The organism is Mesorhizobium sp. M6A.T.Cr.TU.016.01.1.1 (genome assembly GCF_003952585.1).
Classification (GTDB): Bacteria; Pseudomonadota; Alphaproteobacteria; order Rhizobiales; family Rhizobiaceae; genus Mesorhizobium; species Mesorhizobium mediterraneum.
On sequence record NZ_CP034452.1, the window covers coordinates 327,652 to 343,943 of the forward strand.

Annotated in this window: 15 protein-coding genes; 6 read left to right on the forward strand and 9 right to left on the reverse strand. The window is 60.7% G+C overall.

Going from position 1 to position 16,292, the window contains the following annotated elements:
• From EJ075_RS01530 to EJ075_RS01560, 7 genes are all read right to left on the reverse strand, one after another.
• Positions 1-675: a DUF1028 domain-containing protein gene (locus tag EJ075_RS01530; RefSeq protein WP_126103088.1), complete on the reverse strand. Its 675-nt coding sequence runs from the start codon at positions 673-675 to the stop codon at positions 1-3.
• 5 nt (positions 676-680) lie between these two features.
• On the reverse strand, positions 681-1,097 hold the full coding sequence (locus EJ075_RS01535; protein WP_126103089.1) for a RidA family protein: 417 nt from the start codon (positions 1,095-1,097) through the stop codon (positions 681-683).
• 56 nt (positions 1,098-1,153) lie between these two features.
• The gene (locus EJ075_RS01540; protein ID WP_126103090.1) at positions 1,154-2,428 is read right to left on the reverse strand and encodes an NAD(P)/FAD-dependent oxidoreductase; all 1,275 of its coding nucleotides are present in this window, start codon (positions 2,426-2,428) and stop codon (positions 1,154-1,156) included.
• Positions 2,429-2,628: 200 nt separating this feature from the next.
• Entirely contained in the window at positions 2,629-3,330 is a 702-nt protein-coding gene (locus EJ075_RS01545; RefSeq protein ID WP_126103091.1) for an ABC transporter ATP-binding protein, read from the reverse strand.
• The gene (locus EJ075_RS01550; RefSeq protein WP_245458081.1) at positions 3,323-4,108 is read right to left on the reverse strand and encodes an ABC transporter ATP-binding protein; all 786 of its coding nucleotides are present in this window, start codon (positions 4,106-4,108) and stop codon (positions 3,323-3,325) included. The genes EJ075_RS01545 and EJ075_RS01550 overlap by 8 nt, the downstream gene beginning before the upstream one ends.
• Positions 4,105-5,280, reverse strand: coding sequence for a branched-chain amino acid ABC transporter permease (locus tag EJ075_RS01555; protein ID WP_126103092.1), 1,176 nt, complete (start codon positions 5,278-5,280; stop codon positions 4,105-4,107). The genes EJ075_RS01550 and EJ075_RS01555 overlap by 4 nt, the downstream gene beginning before the upstream one ends.
• Position 5,281: 1 nt before the next feature.
• Positions 5,282-6,199, reverse strand: a complete 918-nt coding sequence (locus EJ075_RS01560; RefSeq protein ID WP_126103093.1) for a branched-chain amino acid ABC transporter permease — start codon at positions 6,197-6,199, stop codon at positions 5,282-5,284.
• Between the two features lie 191 nt (positions 6,200-6,390).
• Here EJ075_RS01560 and EJ075_RS01565 point away from each other — a divergent pair, with 191 nt between their 5' ends.
• From EJ075_RS01565 to EJ075_RS01590, 6 genes are all read left to right on the forward strand, one after another.
• On the forward strand, positions 6,391-7,521 hold the full coding sequence (locus tag EJ075_RS01565) for a branched-chain amino acid ABC transporter substrate-binding protein (protein WP_126103094.1): 1,131 nt from the start codon (positions 6,391-6,393) through the stop codon (positions 7,519-7,521).
• Positions 7,522-7,613: 92 nt separating this feature from the next.
• Entirely contained in the window at positions 7,614-8,708 is a 1,095-nt protein-coding gene (locus tag EJ075_RS01570) for an ABC transporter ATP-binding protein (protein WP_126103095.1), read from the forward strand.
• Complete coding sequence (locus EJ075_RS01575) at positions 8,705-9,604, forward strand: ABC transporter permease (RefSeq protein WP_095486320.1); 900 nt, start codon at positions 8,705-8,707, stop codon at positions 9,602-9,604. The genes EJ075_RS01570 and EJ075_RS01575 overlap by 4 nt, the downstream gene beginning before the upstream one ends.
• Positions 9,601-10,389, forward strand: a complete 789-nt coding sequence (locus EJ075_RS01580) for an ABC transporter permease (RefSeq protein WP_095486319.1) — start codon at positions 9,601-9,603, stop codon at positions 10,387-10,389. Before EJ075_RS01575 ends, EJ075_RS01580 begins: the two co-directional genes overlap by 4 nt.
• A gap of 103 nt (positions 10,390-10,492) precedes the next feature.
• Positions 10,493-11,530: an extracellular solute-binding protein gene (locus tag EJ075_RS01585; protein ID WP_126103096.1), complete on the forward strand. Its 1,038-nt coding sequence runs from the start codon at positions 10,493-10,495 to the stop codon at positions 11,528-11,530.
• Between the two features lie 60 nt (positions 11,531-11,590).
• A complete protein-coding gene (locus EJ075_RS01590) occupies positions 11,591-13,192 on the forward strand; it encodes a GMC family oxidoreductase N-terminal domain-containing protein (protein ID WP_126103097.1) in 1,602 nt (533 codons plus the stop codon).
• Positions 13,193-13,651: 459 nt separating this feature from the next.
• Here EJ075_RS01590 and EJ075_RS01595 read toward each other — a convergent pair whose 3' ends face one another.
• Entirely contained in the window at positions 13,652-13,843 is a 192-nt protein-coding gene (locus EJ075_RS01595) for an FAD-linked oxidase C-terminal domain-containing protein (protein ID WP_126103098.1), read from the reverse strand.
• A 52-nt stretch (positions 13,844-13,895) separates the two neighbouring features.
• Entirely contained in the window at positions 13,896-16,271 is a 2,376-nt protein-coding gene (locus EJ075_RS01600) for a glycoside hydrolase family 3 C-terminal domain-containing protein (RefSeq protein WP_245458082.1), read from the reverse strand.
• Positions 16,272-16,292 lie beyond the last annotated feature (21 nt).

The window sequence follows — 16,292 nt, forward strand, 5'->3', positions numbered from 1 at the left end:
CTATTCATCGCCCGGCACGCCGTAGCTCGGCGCATCGGATGGATTTATCGCGCGGGTCACATAGGCATCGAGCTGCGGCTTGTAGAGTTCCCACAGCGTCGCCAGTTGCTCGATCGGGCAGTCGTCGGTCCAGTCGCAGCGCAGGTCGGCGACCGGCCACGCAACCTCGCGCACCAGCTTCATTCCGGCGGAATGGACCGGGCCTGCCTCGCCACCCGCTTTCAGCGCGGCGCGCATGGTCGCGATCAGGCGGTCGCCCAGATGCCCTTCCGACGCCAGAAAGGCCTTGACCATGGCTTGCGGCACTCCGTCATGGGCCAGCATGTTGCCGCCGCAAGCAACATTTTCCGCGCGCGCTTCCGCCCAGATGCCAAGCGCCCTGGGGCCTGAATGAATCGCGGTCGTTCCAGCGGCATCGACAGCCAGCACCTGCCGGTATTCGCTATAGGCGCCGGTGCGTTTCAGGATGGCGACCGCCTCGGCGGCCGAAGCGCCTCGCGCCAGCAGTTCGAGGCCTCGCAGCCCAAGCGTCGGATCGGTGACGTTCTGGCTGGCAATGGCGCCGACGCCTGCCTGCGCATAGGCACAGCGCGCCGCGACCGCAGGCGACGAGGATGACACCGCGACCCCGAACATGCCGGTGCGGCTGCACCGCGCGACAATGGAGAATGTCATCGCCGTTAATCCGGAATGACGGCGGTGCCGTCGATCTCGACCAGCCAGTCTGGCCGCGCCAGAGCCTGCACGACGAGGCCGGTTGAAACGGGATGCACGCCTTTGATGTACTCGCCCATGGTGCGGTAGACCGCCTCGCGATGGCGCACGTCGGTGATGTAGACCACCACCTTGACCAGGTGCTCCATGGACCCGCCGCACTCCTCGATCAGCTGGCGGATGTTCTGCATGACCTTGTGCGTCTGCTCGACGGGATCATGGCTGTCGATATTCTTGGCCGTATCGAGGTCCTGCGGACACTGGCCACGCAGATAGACGGTCCTGCCGCCCCGCGTAACGACCGCCTGACACAGATCGTTGTCGAGCTTCTGCTCGGGATAGGTGTCTTTGGTGTTGAACTTGCGAATTCTGGTATGCACCATCTTGGTCTCCGTCAGATCAGGCTCGAGGTCGGGACATCCGTTGCAGTTGCCGTTGGCTACGCCACCTTGGTCTCGCGCTTCGCGGATGCATGGTAGGCTAGGTATTTGCGCTGCGTGGAAATATGGTCCGCCACATGCTGGGCGTCGTGCCAGACGCCCCAGATGAAGCTGGATCCCCTGCGCGATTGCCACGGCAGGCCCAGGAAATAGATCCCGGGCTCGGTCGACACACCGCGCTGATGCCTCGGCTTGCCCTTTTCGTCGAACACATCGACTTTCAGCCAGTTGTAATCGACGGTGAATCCCGTTGCCCAGATGATCGAACCTATTCCTGCTTCTGCCAAGTTGAGATCGAGAATCGGATCGGTCACGCATTGCGGGTCCGACCCGATCTTGCGGGCCTCGGGCTCTTCGGGAAGGTCAAGGCCGTTGCGGGCAACATAGGCGTCGGCCTCGTCCAGCACCGACATATAGTTCGCATCGCCGCGAGCGATATTCTTGGCCAGATCGGGCGCGAAGGTCATGATACCGTCCCTGTACAATTCCGTCCGGCCAACCAGCGTCATCCCTTGCGCGGCAAGACGCCGGAAGTCGATCGTTTGGCCGCCACGCGCACCGCTCACCGCGATGGTGACATGTTCCGTGCCGGGCGCCGGCGCCTGGGCGTCCCACTTGCCCAAAACCCCCAGCCACCAGCAGAAGTCACGCTCGCGATAGGCCCGCGGCGGGCGATCATGCGGCCCGACCGAGAGGTAGACGCGCCTTCCCGCACGCAAGAGTTCGTCCGCGATCTGCACCCCCGAGGATCCCGAACCGACCACCAGCACCGCACCGTCGGGCAGTTGGCCGGGATTGCGATAGGCGCTGGAATGGATCTGCATGAGCCCGGCATCCGCGGGAACGATGGCCGGGACAACGGGATGTTGGAAAGCTCCGGTGGCGGCAACCAAATTGCTGGCCTCGATCACGCCATCGGAGGTTTCGACCTGGAAACCGGGACGGCCGACGAGCCGGTGCACTTTCTTTACCTCGACGCCGCAGCGGATAGGGGCCGCGATCATTTCCGCATAAGCGACAAAATAGTCCGCAACCTTCTCCTTGGAGACAAAGGCATCGGGATGGGTGTCCGGAAACTCCATGCCCGGAAAACGATCGTGCCAGGCGGGACCATTGGCAACCAAAGAGTCCCATCTTTCGGAGCGCCAGCGTTCGGCGATACGCCGGCGCTCGAGCACAAGATGAGGCACGCCGCACTTGCTCAGATGCTCGCTCATAGCCAATCCCGCCTGGCCGCCGCCAACAACGAGCGTGTCTACTTTTTCAACTGACATTTCAGCGGCCCTTTCTGGCTCTCCCCGAGAATTTCTGCGGATGCGACGGAGGTCTGATCGTTGGTTTACTGAAGGGGCCCGGTAGCGAAAATTACGATTTCATGTGGCAGTGGTTAGCTTGTCCCTAAATGCTGGATGCCATCGCCAAAGAAGTGAACGTGGGATCATCGCCGCTGCGACAGACGCAATTACCGGGAGGCTCAGAGATAAAGGCTTCTGGCCGCCTTGGACGAGAGCAGCTCCTTTGCCGGTCCTTCCTGGGCGACCTTGCCCTTGACCAGGACATAGCCACGATCGGCGATGCCTAGTCCCATTTCCGCATTCTGTTCGATCAGCAGGATGGTCGTGCCGCGGCGATGGATCTCCCGGGTGATCTCGAAATACTCGCCGATGAGCTTGGGCGAGAGACCAAGCGACGGTTCGTCCATGATCACGAGCCTGGGTTCGCCGATCAGCGCGCGCGCCAGCGCGACCATCGCCTGTTCGCCGCCGGACAGAGTGCCAGCCACCTGGCGCAAACGCTCCTGGATACGCGGAAACAGATTGCCCATTTTGTCCAGCTGCGCCTCGAAATCGGGACCCCGGCCGGACACCGCGTCGTAGCCCAGGCGCAGGTTCTCAATCACGGTCAGGCTGGGAAACAGCCGGCGCCCTTCCGGAACAAGGCCGACACCAAGCGACGCGAGGTTTTCCGTGCCAAGCGTCGCCATGTCCCGGCCCATCACCTCGACCTTGCCGCGCTGGGCGCGCACAACGCCGCATACGGTCATGAAGGTTGTCGTCTTGCCGGCGCCATTCGGCCCGAGCAGGCAGACCAGTTCGCCGGGACGAACGCTCATCGCCACGCCGCGCAGCATCGGGACCGCCCCGTAGCTGGTATCGACACCCTTCAGCTCAAGCATGGGCGACCGCCTTCCCGAGATAGGCTTCCTGGACGCGCGGGTCGGCGCGCACCGCCGCAAAGTCACCCTCGGCGATCTTGCTGCCATAGTCGATGCACGCGACGTGGTGCGGGAATGCCTCGACCACGCGCATGTCGTGCTCGATCAGGACCACCGACAGCTCGGGGTTTTGCGCACGCAGCCGCACAATGTCGGCCACCAATGCGTCCGTCTCCGTATCGTCCATGCCGACCGACGGTTCGTCGAGCAGCAAAAGCTTGGGCTGCGAGGCCAGTGCGCGGGCTATCTCCAGCCGGCGCCGGTCGGCCTGCGCCAGCGTTCCCGCTGGCCGATAACGCTGTTCGAACAGGCCGCCGGATCCGAGCTTGAGCAGGGTTTCGGCCTTTTCCACGCAGGCCGCCATCTCGCGGCGCGACGCGCCCGGCCGGAACAGCGCATCCAGCACGCCGGTCTTCGTGCGGGTGTGCATGCCGATGATGACGTTGTCGAGGACGCTGAGGTCCGAGAACAGCCGCGACGACTGAAATGTGCGGGCGATGCCACGATCGACGACTTCATAGGACGGGCGGCTGGTGATCTCGGCGCCGTTGAACGTCACCCGGCCGGAGGTCGGCCGGTAGACGCCAGTCACGACGTTGAACAGCGTCGACTTGCCGGCGCCATTCGGGCCGATGACGGCGAGCACCGCGCCCTTGTCGATCGAAAGGCTGACATCGTTGAGCGCGACCAACCCGCCGAAGCGCATCGTCAAATTCTCGACTTTGAGAAGCGCGCTCACAGATCGCCCCCGTATCGCCGCATGCGTTGCGGGAACAACCCCTGCGGCCGGATCATCAGGAAGCCGATGATGACGACGCCGAAGAACAGCAGGCGGTAGTCGGCGAAGGCGCGCAGTTTCTCGGGCAGGATGGTCAGCAGGAACGCACCGACGATGACGCCGAAAATGTTGTCCATGCCGCCGACGATGACCATGGTCATGATGGTGACGGAGACGAGGAAGGTGAAATTGTCGGGGGAAATGTAGGACACGTAGAAGGCGTAGATCGTGCCGGCAAAGGCGGCCAGGAAGGCATCGACCGCGAACGCCAACACCTTGAACCACGCCACATTGATGCCTTGCGCCTTGGCGGCGATCTCGTCGGCGCGCAGTGCGTTCCAGGCCAGCCCGATGCGCGAGCCATGCAACCGATGCGCCGTGACGATGGCGACGACGACCAGCGCCGCCGACAGATAATAGAAGTTCGCCTGGCTCGGTAGTTTCCAACCGAAGATCACCAGCGGGTCGGCGAAGGAATGCCCGAACAGGCTGGGCGCAGGAATGCCGACCAGTCCGTTGGGCCCGCCGGTCCAGCCGAAATTGTTCAGCAACTGCTGGACCACGACGCCAAAGGCGATGGTGACAAGCGCCAGATAGGTATCACGCGTGCGCATCGAAGGAATGCCGATGATGAAACCGAACAGTGTTGCAGCCAGCGCCGCGACCGGCAGTGTCAGCCAGAAACTGATACCGAAGTTGATCGCCAGCAACGCCGACACATAGGCCCCGATGCCGTAGGAAGCGCCGGTGGCGAAGTTCGGAATGTTGGCACTGCCGAGCTGGAAATTGAGCGCCAGCGCGAGCACGGCATAGAGCTGGGCGACAATCAGCAGATGCAGCATATAGGTATTCGAGCCGACGACGAATGGAAAAGCCACAACGATGACCGCCGCGGTAGCCATCGCCACAAGGGGAGCACGGGCAAAGCTGGCCAACGCGTAGTCGCCGATCCACGGCAGCCTCTCCAACAGGTAGAAGCCGAAGCCGAGCAAAGCCAGCAGGCCGACCACCTGCCAGCCGCCATCAACCTTCAAAATGAGGTAGAGAAACGCTGCCCCGCAAAGTTGCGAGGCGATGGCGAAGACTGCGGCCGCCGCCTTGCCCGGCGCAGCAAGTGAAGCGCTACCCTGCATGCTAGACTTTCTCCATGACGGTGCGCCCAAGCAGGCCGGCCGGGCGGAAGATGAGCACGGCGATGACGAGCAGGAAGACGAACACCAATCGATAGGAAGCACCATCGGGCACAAATGTCTGCGCAAGCACCTCGATGCCAGCGATGATCAGTCCGCCCAGTATGGCGCCCGGCATCGAGCCGAGGCCGCCGATTACCGCAGCGGAAAAGCCGAGCAGGCCGGCCATGACACCGAAGTCGAACCGTGTCACGCCGGCATAGCTTGCGAACAAAAGGCCGGCAGTGGCGCCGATCGCTGAGGCGATGAAGAAAGTCGCCCGGAAGACACGTGCATCACGGATGCCCATCATCCGCGCCACGATCCGGTCCTCCGAGGCCGCCCGGATGCGCAGGCCGAGCGGGGTCAAGCGCAGGAAGACGAACAGCATGGCCACCAGCGCGATGGTCAGTACGACCACAAGCAGCGCGAACCAGCTGATGGCAACGCCGGAGACTTCGAAAGCCATGCCCGACACCAGGCGCGGGAAGGCATGCGGGTTCGAGCCTTGCGGATAGAGATGACGGATCAGCTCGCGGATGACGATACCCAGCGCCACCGTCGCGACCAGCGCCATCATGGCAGGGGCGTCGCGAAAGCGCCTGATAACCAGCTTGTCCAGCAAGACGCCGATCAATCCGACGGCGAACACGGCTGCCGGTACCGCAACCACCAGCCAAGCGGGGCTTGAAGCCCCAACCGCCGTCGCCAACGCCTGGGCGAGCGCCAGCGAGATAAACGGCGCCGTCGTTGCGACATCGCCGTGAGAGAAATGAATGACGTTCAGGACACCGAAAATCAGACTGAATCCGATAGCCAGCAAGGCATAGATGCAGCCAAGGGTTATCCAGTTCACCAGCTGCTGGACAAGCAGTTCCGTCATTGTGCTCGCCTCCATCGGGAGCAGACGGGTATCAACCGCCATGCCGGGCGGACAGAACGAATCTCCGAACTCACGAGTCACAATTTCCGAATTTCATCACTGAATACGCGCCAATACACTGATGATCAGCCGACGATCACGATCGGCCGGGTCGCTACGATGGCGGCAGATAATTCTATTGAGGTGGAACCATGCAAAACAGGCGCAGGGCGCTTATCCGCGTATCGTCAATTCTGGCTGGGTCTCTGTTCGCCATTGCGCTGGGTGCCGCCCAGGCTCAGGCCGACCAGATCAAACTCGGCTTCATTGGACCGCTCTCCGGCGGAAACGCCCAGCAGGGCCTCGGCGCCCGCAACGGTTTCCTGCTCGCGATCGAGCAAGCCAATGCCAGCGGCTATCCGCACCAGGTGGAAGGCATCGTCCTCGATGACGCCTCCGATCCGGCCGTCGGCGTCTCGGCGGCCCAAAAGCTGGTCAACGATCCGTCGGTGATTGCCGCGACCGGACATTGGAACAGCTCGGTCGCCCTGGCGACGATCCCAGTCTTCAATCGCGCGCAGATGCCGTTCATCGTTTGGGGCGCGGTCAGCCCGAAGATCACCGAGCAGAATTTCGCGAACGTGACCCGCGTGACGCCAACGTTGGTCAACGAAAACAAGCCGTTGGCCGAAGCCATTGTCAAGCAAGGCAAGGTCAAGAAGATCGCGATCATCTCCGATACGACCGACTACGGCGCGGCCAACACCAAGTGGTTCGGCGATTTCTTCAAGGCTGCTGGCGGAGAGATCGTCTCGTCGGACGCAGCCGCGGTCGGCACCACCGATTTCCGTGCCATGCTGACCACGGCGAAGGCGGCGGCGCCTGATGCTGTCTACTTCGGTGGCGTTGTCACCGAAGCAGCGCTTGTGCGCAGCCAGATGGCCGACCTTGGAATGGGCAGTGTGCCCATGTACGGAATTTCGGGCATATACGATCCGAAGTTCATCGAGATCGCAGCCGCAGCCGCCGAGGGCACGATTGCGGGAACCCCGGCCGTACAGTCGAACCCGAAGCTCGACGAATTCAGCAAGGCCTATGAAACCAAAGGCTACACCGATCCTGCCGGTTCCTACGCCAAATATGCCTATGAGGCCACGCAGATCCTGCTCGATGTCATCAAGGAAAAGGGCATCGACGACAACGAGGCCCTGAGCAAAGCCATTCGTGACATCCATCACAACGGCATTCTGGGAGAAGTCTCGTTCGACGCGAACGGACAAACAAACATGGCCATCGACGTCGACATGTTCGTCGTCCGCAACGGCAAATGGGAGAAGATGTAGTCGCTGATCGACGCCGCGCCCACCCTTGGTGGCGCGGCGTTGAAAATCCTTCATCGCCCGAGCTCGCAAAGACTTACCGGAGCGCCCAGACCATGAATGACGAGGCCTGCCTGCGCGCACCTCGAAAGGCTGTCGAGATCAAGGGCGTGTCCAAGGTATTCGGCACCTATCAGGCGTTGAAGCCCGTTTCCTTCGACATCTACGACAATGAGTTCTTTACGCTGCTTGGCCCGAGCGGCTGCGGCAAGACCACCCTGTTGCGCATGATCGCCGGCTTCGAGCAGCCAACGACGGGGCAAATTTTCCTGCACGGATCAAATATACAGGGACTGCCGCCGCATAAGCGGCGGGTCAACACCGTGTTCCAGAGCTACGCCCTGTTTCCGCACATGAGCGTTGAACAGAACATCGGCTTCGGGCTTGAAAACCTGGGTTGGTCAAAGGACCGCCGCGATGCGCGCGTCGCTGACATGCTTCGTCTGGTCCATATGGAGGCATTTGCCGGGCGCAAGCCGCAGCAATTGTCGGGCGGCCAGCGCCAGCGCGTCGCGCTCGCCCGCGCATTGGCGCCCGAACCGGAAGTCCTTTTGCTCGACGAACCCCTCTCGGCACTCGACCTGAAGCTACGCCAGGCTATGCGCGACGAGCTGCGCATCCTGCAGCGCAAGACCGGTATCACCTTCGTCTTCGTCACCCATGACCAGGAAGAAGCTCTCGACCTGTCGGATCGCATCTGCGTTCTCGGCGATGGCGAAATCCAACAGCTTGGCACGCCCGCTGCGATCTACGAGGAGCCGTCAAACCGCTTCGTCGCCGACTTCATCGGCGAGACCAATTTCCTCGACGCCGAGGTGATTGCCGTCGACGGCGAGCAGGCGACCGTGACAACGCAGCTCGGCATGACCTTGACGGCTTCTCACAAGAAAGCAGTCGCCGGCCAGAAGGCCTTCATGTCGATACGCCCGGAGAAAATCAGCCTGCCTGCCCAGGACAACCCGATAGCTGTCGATGGCACGATCATGGGCACCAATTATCTCGGCGGCTACACATACTATCTCGTTGAAACGGGCGGCACCAGGCTGCGCATTTCCAAGCGCAACAGTGTCAGCCGCGGCCAGATGTTCGAGATCGGGCAGTCGGTGAAAGTCGGCTTTGCCGCCGAATCCGTGCGGATCCTCGGTGCATGACGCGGCATATCAAGAGCCCGGGCTGGAACGTGCTGGGGCTTTTGCCGACGCATCTGATCATGTTCCTCACATTGATCATACCGGTCGGCATCATCGTTCTCGTCTCGTTCTCTACCCGTGGACCGTATGGTGGTTTCGAATATGTTTTCACCACCGCACCCTACAAGCAGATACTGTTCAATGAAGGCTGGGCGGGCGAGCTCGAATTTAATCCACAATATCTGATCGTCGTTGCGAGAACTCTCCTGCTTTCGGCCGGGACGACGCTGATCTGCTTGGTCCTCAGCTTCCCGGTCGCCCATTTCATCTCGTTGCAAAAGCCGTCGCTCAAGGTCGCTCTGATCTATCTCGTAACCTTGCCGTTCTGGGTCTCGATGATCGTGCGCGTCTACTCCTGGATCATCATTCTCGGCAATGAAGGCGTGATCGAAAAGACGTTGCGCGCGCTCGGGTTGATCGATGATATGGACAGTTTGCTGTTCGGTGACACCGCCATGCTGATCGGCCTCGTTTACAGCTACATCCCGCTGATGATTTTGCCGATTTTCGCCTCCATCGAGAAACTCGACCCGGCGCTTATCGAGGCATCGCACGATCTTTACGGAAGCCGCCTCATCACGCTACACCGTGTCATCCTGCCTCTCTGTCAGCCGGGAATGCTGGCTGGCGCTATTCTGGTCTTCGTTCCGTGCCTCGGCGCAGTGCTGGAGCCGACGCTGCTCGGCGGCGGCAAGTCGATGATGATGGGAAATCTGATCCAACTGCAATTCGGCGCGGCGCGCAATTGGCCGTTGGGCGCTGCCATATCCATCGTTCTGATGACGGCAGTTCTGATATTCCTTGTTGCCAGAGGATTGCGGGCCGTACGGAGGGAAACGACGGAGCTCGCACTATGACAAACGGTTCCGATGTCAGGCGCTACCCCGGTTTCGGGCTCTTCAGCCTGCTTTTCTTCGTCTATCTCTATCTGCCCATATCGGTGGTGGTATTCTACTCGTTCAACGCCAATCGCATCGTTTCCAATTGGGGCGGTTTTTCGCTTCATTGGTATACGGCGGCGCTATCCAACTCAGCGCTGGTTTCCGCCGTGAAGGTGTCACTCATCGTCGCCGTCATCGCTACCACGATCTCGACAATCGTGGCTCTAATGGCCGCATTGGTAATCGTGCGCGGAAGGGACGTTCGTTTCCGCGGCCTTTCCGAGACAGTCGTCAATCTGCCTCTGCTGCTGCCGGAAATTGTCGTTGCCGTTGCCACGCTGATCCTGTTTTCCCAGATCGGCCTCGCGAATGGCATCGTAAAGCTGATCATCGCGCATACGACTTTCTGCATCCCGTTCGCATTCCTGCCCATACGTGCCCGCCTGCAGGGCATGGATGCTGATCTGGAAGAAGCCGCGCGCGATCTTTACGCGTCGGCATGGATCGCTTTCCGACGCGTAACTCTGCCGCTCATTCTACCGGGAGTGCTCAGCGGCGCGATGCTTGCGTTCGTCATCTCGATGGACGATTTCATCACCAGCAATCTCTTGAATTCCGGCGGCGCGACCACTCTGCCCGTTTACGTCTTCTCGCTGATCAAGCAAGGCGTGTCGCCGCAGCTCAACGCAATATCGACATTGATAATGCTGGCCTCTATCGCGCTGGCGACGGTCGCTTTTCTGCTGCAGCGGCAGAGATAGCGAAGCAAGTTTTTACCTAACCACCACATCGGCGAATTCAAATTTATTGCTGGCGCATGTGGGCTATCGTTGCCTTGGAGAACAAGAAATTAAGGGGAACGACATGTTCAAAAATCCGCGTGTCACATCACTCGTCGTCGCCAGCGCGCTAGGATTGGCCTTCAGCGTCTCGGCTCATGCTGAAGGCAAGCTTTCGATCTACGCTTGGGCCGACTCCATCGCTCCGGACGTCGTCGCAAAATTCGAAAAGGAAACGGGTATCGACGTCACCGTCGATGCATTCTCGTCTAATGAGGATCTGCTGACGAAGCTCCAGGCAGGCTCCTCCGGCTACGACATCGTGACGCCCTCGCAGCATTTCGTGAAGATCATGATCGACAGCGGACTGCTCGAGGACATTGGCGCCAGCTCCATGGCTGCCTACCAGCAAATCCTGCCGGAATGGCAGAAGCTATGGTGGGATCCGACCGGCAATCATTCGATCCCGCTTGCCTTCGGCAACGCCGGCTACACCGTCAACCGCGACGTCTACAAGGGTCCGGTCGATAGTTGGAAGACCTATTTTGAGCCGCCGGTCGAACTGCGAGGTAAAATCGCCAGCCTTGCGCAACCTGACGAAGTCGTTTCGGCTGCGCAGAACTATCTCGGCATCAAATATTGCAGCGAAGATCCTCAGGAAATGAAGCGCGTTCTGGATCTCTTGCAAGCGCAGAAGCCTTACGTCGCTGCCTACTCCAGCGACAATATTGAGAACCGGATCGGTGGCGGCGAGGTTGGCGCCCACTTCTGGTGGGACGGCAATACCATGCGCGTTCGCCGCAACGACAAGGCCAACGTTGAGTACGCGATGCCTAAGGAAGGCCTGGTCGGCTGGCTGGATTCCTATGTCGTGCCGAAGGGTGCGGCCAATATCGACAATGCCAAGAAGTTCATCGACTTTATGGCTGAGATCGACAACGCGACGGACGAGTATAATTATTACGGCCATTCCTCCCCGGTGAAGATCGACGAGACGAAAGCGCTCTACTCCAAGGAAAACGCTCCCGAGCTTTTCCCAACCGTTCCGGTGAAAATGGGCGAAGCGTGTTCGCCTGCAGCCCAGGAACTTGTCACGAAAGTCTGGACGCAACTCCTCCAGTAAGGTCGGCGGGCCGGTTACCAAGATTTCCGGCCCGTTCCATTTTCTTTGAAGGCGCGGTGAATGTCGGCCGATACTTATGATTATGTCGTGGTTGGCGCAGGTTCGGCAGGCTGCGTCCTCGCCAATCGCCTGAGCGCGAACCCATCCGTGCGGGTCTGCCTCGTCGAGGGCGGCGGAAGCGACAACAGCGTGCGGGTGAGAGTGCCGGCGGGAATCCTCTCGCTCTACGGCAATCCGAATTATGACTATTGCTTTGTCGGCGTGCCTCAGCCGCACCTCGATAACCGCAGGATTCCGGTCAATCGTGGCAAGGCGCTGGGCGGTTCGAGCTCGATCAACTCGATGGTCTATATCAGGGGCGCCGCCCAAGATTATGACGAGTGGTCGCGGCTCGGCTGCACAGGTTGGGCGTATAGCGACGTGCTTCCCGTCTTCAAGAAGCTCGAGCGCAATCTGCTTGGCCAAAACCCCCAGTACCACGGCACAAGCGGAGAGCTGCTGGTCGACAGCCCACGCGATCCGAACGTGCTTTCAAAGATGTTCGTCGAGGCCGGCAACAATGCCGGCCTTCCCGCCAACGACGATTTCAATGCCGAAAGCCAGTTCGGCCTCGGAATATACAGTGTCACGCAGGATCGCGGTCAGCGCTTCAGCAGCTTCACCGCTTTCGTGCGCCCGGTGCTCGGTCGCAAGAATCTCACGATCTTTAGCGAATGCGAGGTGATCGACCTCGATATAGCCGAGGGGCGTGCGACACAGGTGCGGGTTCAGCACAAAGGCGAGCAGAAGAGGCTATCTGCCCGCCGCGAGATCGTGCTCTCGGCCGGCGCGATCAACTCGCCGAAGATCTTGCTGGCCTCCGGGATCGGTCCCGCGGCCGAGCTTCAGGCGATCGGCATAAGACCGGTTGCCGACTTGCCGGGAGTAGGCAAGAACCTGCAGGACCATGTCGACGGCATGATCACGGTCCGCTCCTCAAGCACGAAGACGCTCGGTCTGTCGCTGCCTAACCTGCCCCGGATGCTGGCGGCGCCTTTTCGGTATTTCGTCGGCCGAAAGGGCATGCTCACCACGAACTATGTCGAGGCCGGCGGCTTTGCCAAGACGAAATACGCAGATGGCATTCCCGACATTCAGTTCCACTTTGTGCCGGGATATCGCAGCCATCGCGGCAGACTGCTGGAGTACGGCCACGGGTACGCAATTCACACCTGCGTCCTTAGGCCGAAAAGCGTTGGCGAACTCAAACTGTCCGGCCACGCATCGAGCCGGGATGTGCTGATCGACCATCGGTTTTTTTCCGACGAGGAGGATGCCAGGGTGCTGGTCGAAGGCATCAAGATTGCGCGTCAAATCTTTGCCGCACCCGAGTTCGACGATATCCGAGGCAGGGAGATGCTGCCGGGCAAGGATGTGCGTAGCGACGATGAAATCCTGGCCTATCTGCGCGCCGAAGCGCTGACCGTTTATCACCCGGTGGGAACGTGCAAGATGGGGACGGATGCGATGGCCGTTGTCGATCCGGCAACGCTGAAGGTGCGCGGCATCGCAGGCTTGCGGGTGGCGGATGCGTCGGTCATGCCGAAGTTGATCGGCGGCAACACCAATGCGCCCAGTATGATGATCGGGCAGAGAGCTTCAGACATGATCTTGGGCCAATAAACGCCGCTTTTGGCCTCAGCGTTAGAAAACACAACGCATTGGACTTGGCGCCTGCCGCGCCGCGCAGGTGCTAGCGTGCGCACAATGTGCGGCAAAGCTGCCGACAGCAGTTGCGTATCTTGTTCTGGAGGGCTGTTAAGAGTCGGAGTTTGCGCGTATTAATGAGTTAGGGTTAACAAAGGCTTTTCCGGTGACGCTGCTTCAAATCACGTCCATCATAGCCGAACTGGCGGTTTCCTACATCACGATTGCGCTCACATATCTGGCAGCTGTGTACGCGATTTGCTCCCGCTACGGGTGAGCGCGGCCTACGAGACGCGGCAGAGGGTCCCGTTGCAACGCTGACCGGGGATCGTAGCGTCGAGCGGAATCGGCACAAATATCAGCCGGACACTAAAGTGCGTCGCGTTTGAACGGATTCATGCGACGCGCTTTAAGTTCTTGTTTTTATGCATGTCGTTATCGCAAAACCGCTGCGCACTTTTGCGCGACATGCATTAGGCAGCCAGGGTTCATGATGCCCAGCGGATCGAAGGCGGCCTTGATCGCCGCAACAGCCTTCCGCTCTTCCGGCGTCTGCCATTCCCAGTAGACCGCACGGCGGCTCCGGCCGACGCCGACGATCCACTTTTTCAGCGGCGCGCCGACCAATAGAGATCAAAGACGATTGGCTCGTTGCGGCAGGGAAGCGCCCGTGCCGAGCTTACGCAGCTTGATGGTCCCGCTCATCCGCCTCGCCATTGATCTCGCACAGCAGCCTTTCGATGTCGGCTTTCGGAAAGCTGCGGCGAAACCGGCGGTCGAAGGTCGTGAATATGCCGAAAAAGGAATTGGCGCAGTGCTCCAGCATCGTGTCCGCCTCCTCCGCGGAAATGCCGAGCTGGCCTTGCAGAAAGACGATGAATTTTCGACGTGCGATCGGATTTCGAAGCACGAAGACCGGCTGTGTGTCCCATTCGATGCGCCGATGTTCCGAGACGGAAGAAATGGTTCGCAGAGGCGCCACCAGCCGGATATCCCGAGATGAGGCACCGACCTCGATCCCGATCGTATCGTTGTCGAGCGTCCAGTCTCCGCACACCGGGTCGAAGGCGCAGAGATCCTGCGCTGTCAACTCGATGGTGACCCTGCGGCTCTCACCGGGGCGCAGCGCAATTTTGCAGAAGCCCTTCAGTTCGCGGATTGGGCGTTTGAGGCGGGGCTTGCCGTAACGGGCGTAGAGCTGGCAGATTTCCTTACCTTCCACCGCTCCGGTGTTGGTAACGGTGAAGCTTGCTCGAACGCGTTCGCCGCGCCGGATTTCCGACCGATCCAGCGAGAGATCGGTGTAGGCGAACTCGGTAAAACTCAATCCGAAGCCGAACGGAAAAAGCGGCTCGATGCCGCGGGTATCATACCAGCGATAGCCGACATGGATGCCTTCGCTGTAAACATGGCGCCCATTCTCGCCCGGATAGGTGAGATAGGCCGGCATGTCCTCCATTCGTTTCGGGAAGGTCGTGGTGAGCTTGCCGCACGGGTTGACCCGACCGAACAGGACATCGGCGATGCCGCCGCCCATAGCCTGACCGGAAAAGAAGGTTTCGACTACGGCCGGCACCTTGTCGATCCACGGCATGACGACGGCGTCGGGGCTAGCAATGACGACAACCAGATTTGGATTGGCGGCGGCAAGCCGTTCGATCAGTTCGTCATGGCCGGGGGCGAGATCAAGTGTCCGGCGGTCGGAGCCCTCGCCGTCATAGCCGCTCTCGACATTGACGAACACGATCACGACGTCGGCCTCGGCTGCACCCGTCTCGGCTTCAGCAATCAGCGCCTCGCGGTCCTCGGCGATCCCGCTCGTGCCCCGGAAGATTTCGATCTGGATATCGGCACCGGCGAGTTTGCGGATTTCGTCCAACGGCACGTCCACCGAGGTCGGTGGCGTCGTGGCGCAGCCGGAGCCCTGGATAACGGGGGTGCGGGCTCCCTCGCCCACGATCGCAATACGCTTCACCTTCGCTGGCGAGATCGGCAGGAGTGCGCCCTCGTTTTTCAGCAGAACGATGGATTCGGCCGCCATCCGGCGGGCCAGCGAATGATGCTCGGCACGATCGAAAACCCGCCCCCGGGCTTCCCCGCGCTTGGCGCGCCGGATCAGACCGAGCATGCGTGCACAGGCCTTGTCGAGCACGGCGCAGTCTATCCTGCCCGCCTTGATCGCCTCCAGCAGGTCGGCCTTGCGCGTCTCGCTTTCCGGCATGTCGAGGTCGTTGCCGGCCGCCAGCGAGGCGGGTCGATCCTTGATGCCGTGCCAATCGGAGACAACCACGCCGTCATAGCCCCACTCGCCTCGCAACACCTCGTCGAGGAGCCAAGGGTTCTCGGCAGATTGGCCGCCGTTCAAGCGATTGTAGGAACTCATGACGGTCCAAGGATTGTTCTTGGCTATCGCCCGCTCGAAGCCGCTCAAGTATATCTCCCGCAGAGCGCGTTCCTCGACCACGGAATCCATGGTCGTCCGCTCGACTTCGGAATTGTTGCAGGCGAAATGCTTCAGCGATGCGCCAACGCCGTTGTCCTGCAGCCCGCCGATGACGCCGGCCGCGAAATCCCCCGTAAGGATCGGATCTTCGGAATAATATTCGTAGGAGCGGCCGCCGAGCGGGGTGCGACGGATGTTGATCCCCGGTCCGAGCAGCAGATGAACGCCGGCTTCTTGACATTCGCGGGCGAGAGCCTCGCCCAACCCACGCGCAAGGTCTGTGTCCCACGAACAGGCGATGCTGCATCCGTTTGGAAAGCAGGTCGCGGGTCTGACCTGTCCCCAGGCAATCTGCACGTCATCGGCCTTCTGGTCGACGACGGAGAGAAACGCCGCGAAATCCTGGCCCCCGGCTTCATCCTGATCGATCTGCGGGATGGAGTAACGCACCCCGTAGGTGCCGTCGGTCATGACGATCTGCGGGATGCCCAGACGCTCGATCGCCGCCGTCTTCCACATGCGGTGGCCCGAAACAAGCGACACCTTCTCCGCATCCGTCATCTCTTCGATCAGCGCATCGAACGCGCCATCCATCAGCTTTTCATACGACAACCGAAGTCTCCATGGATGCCT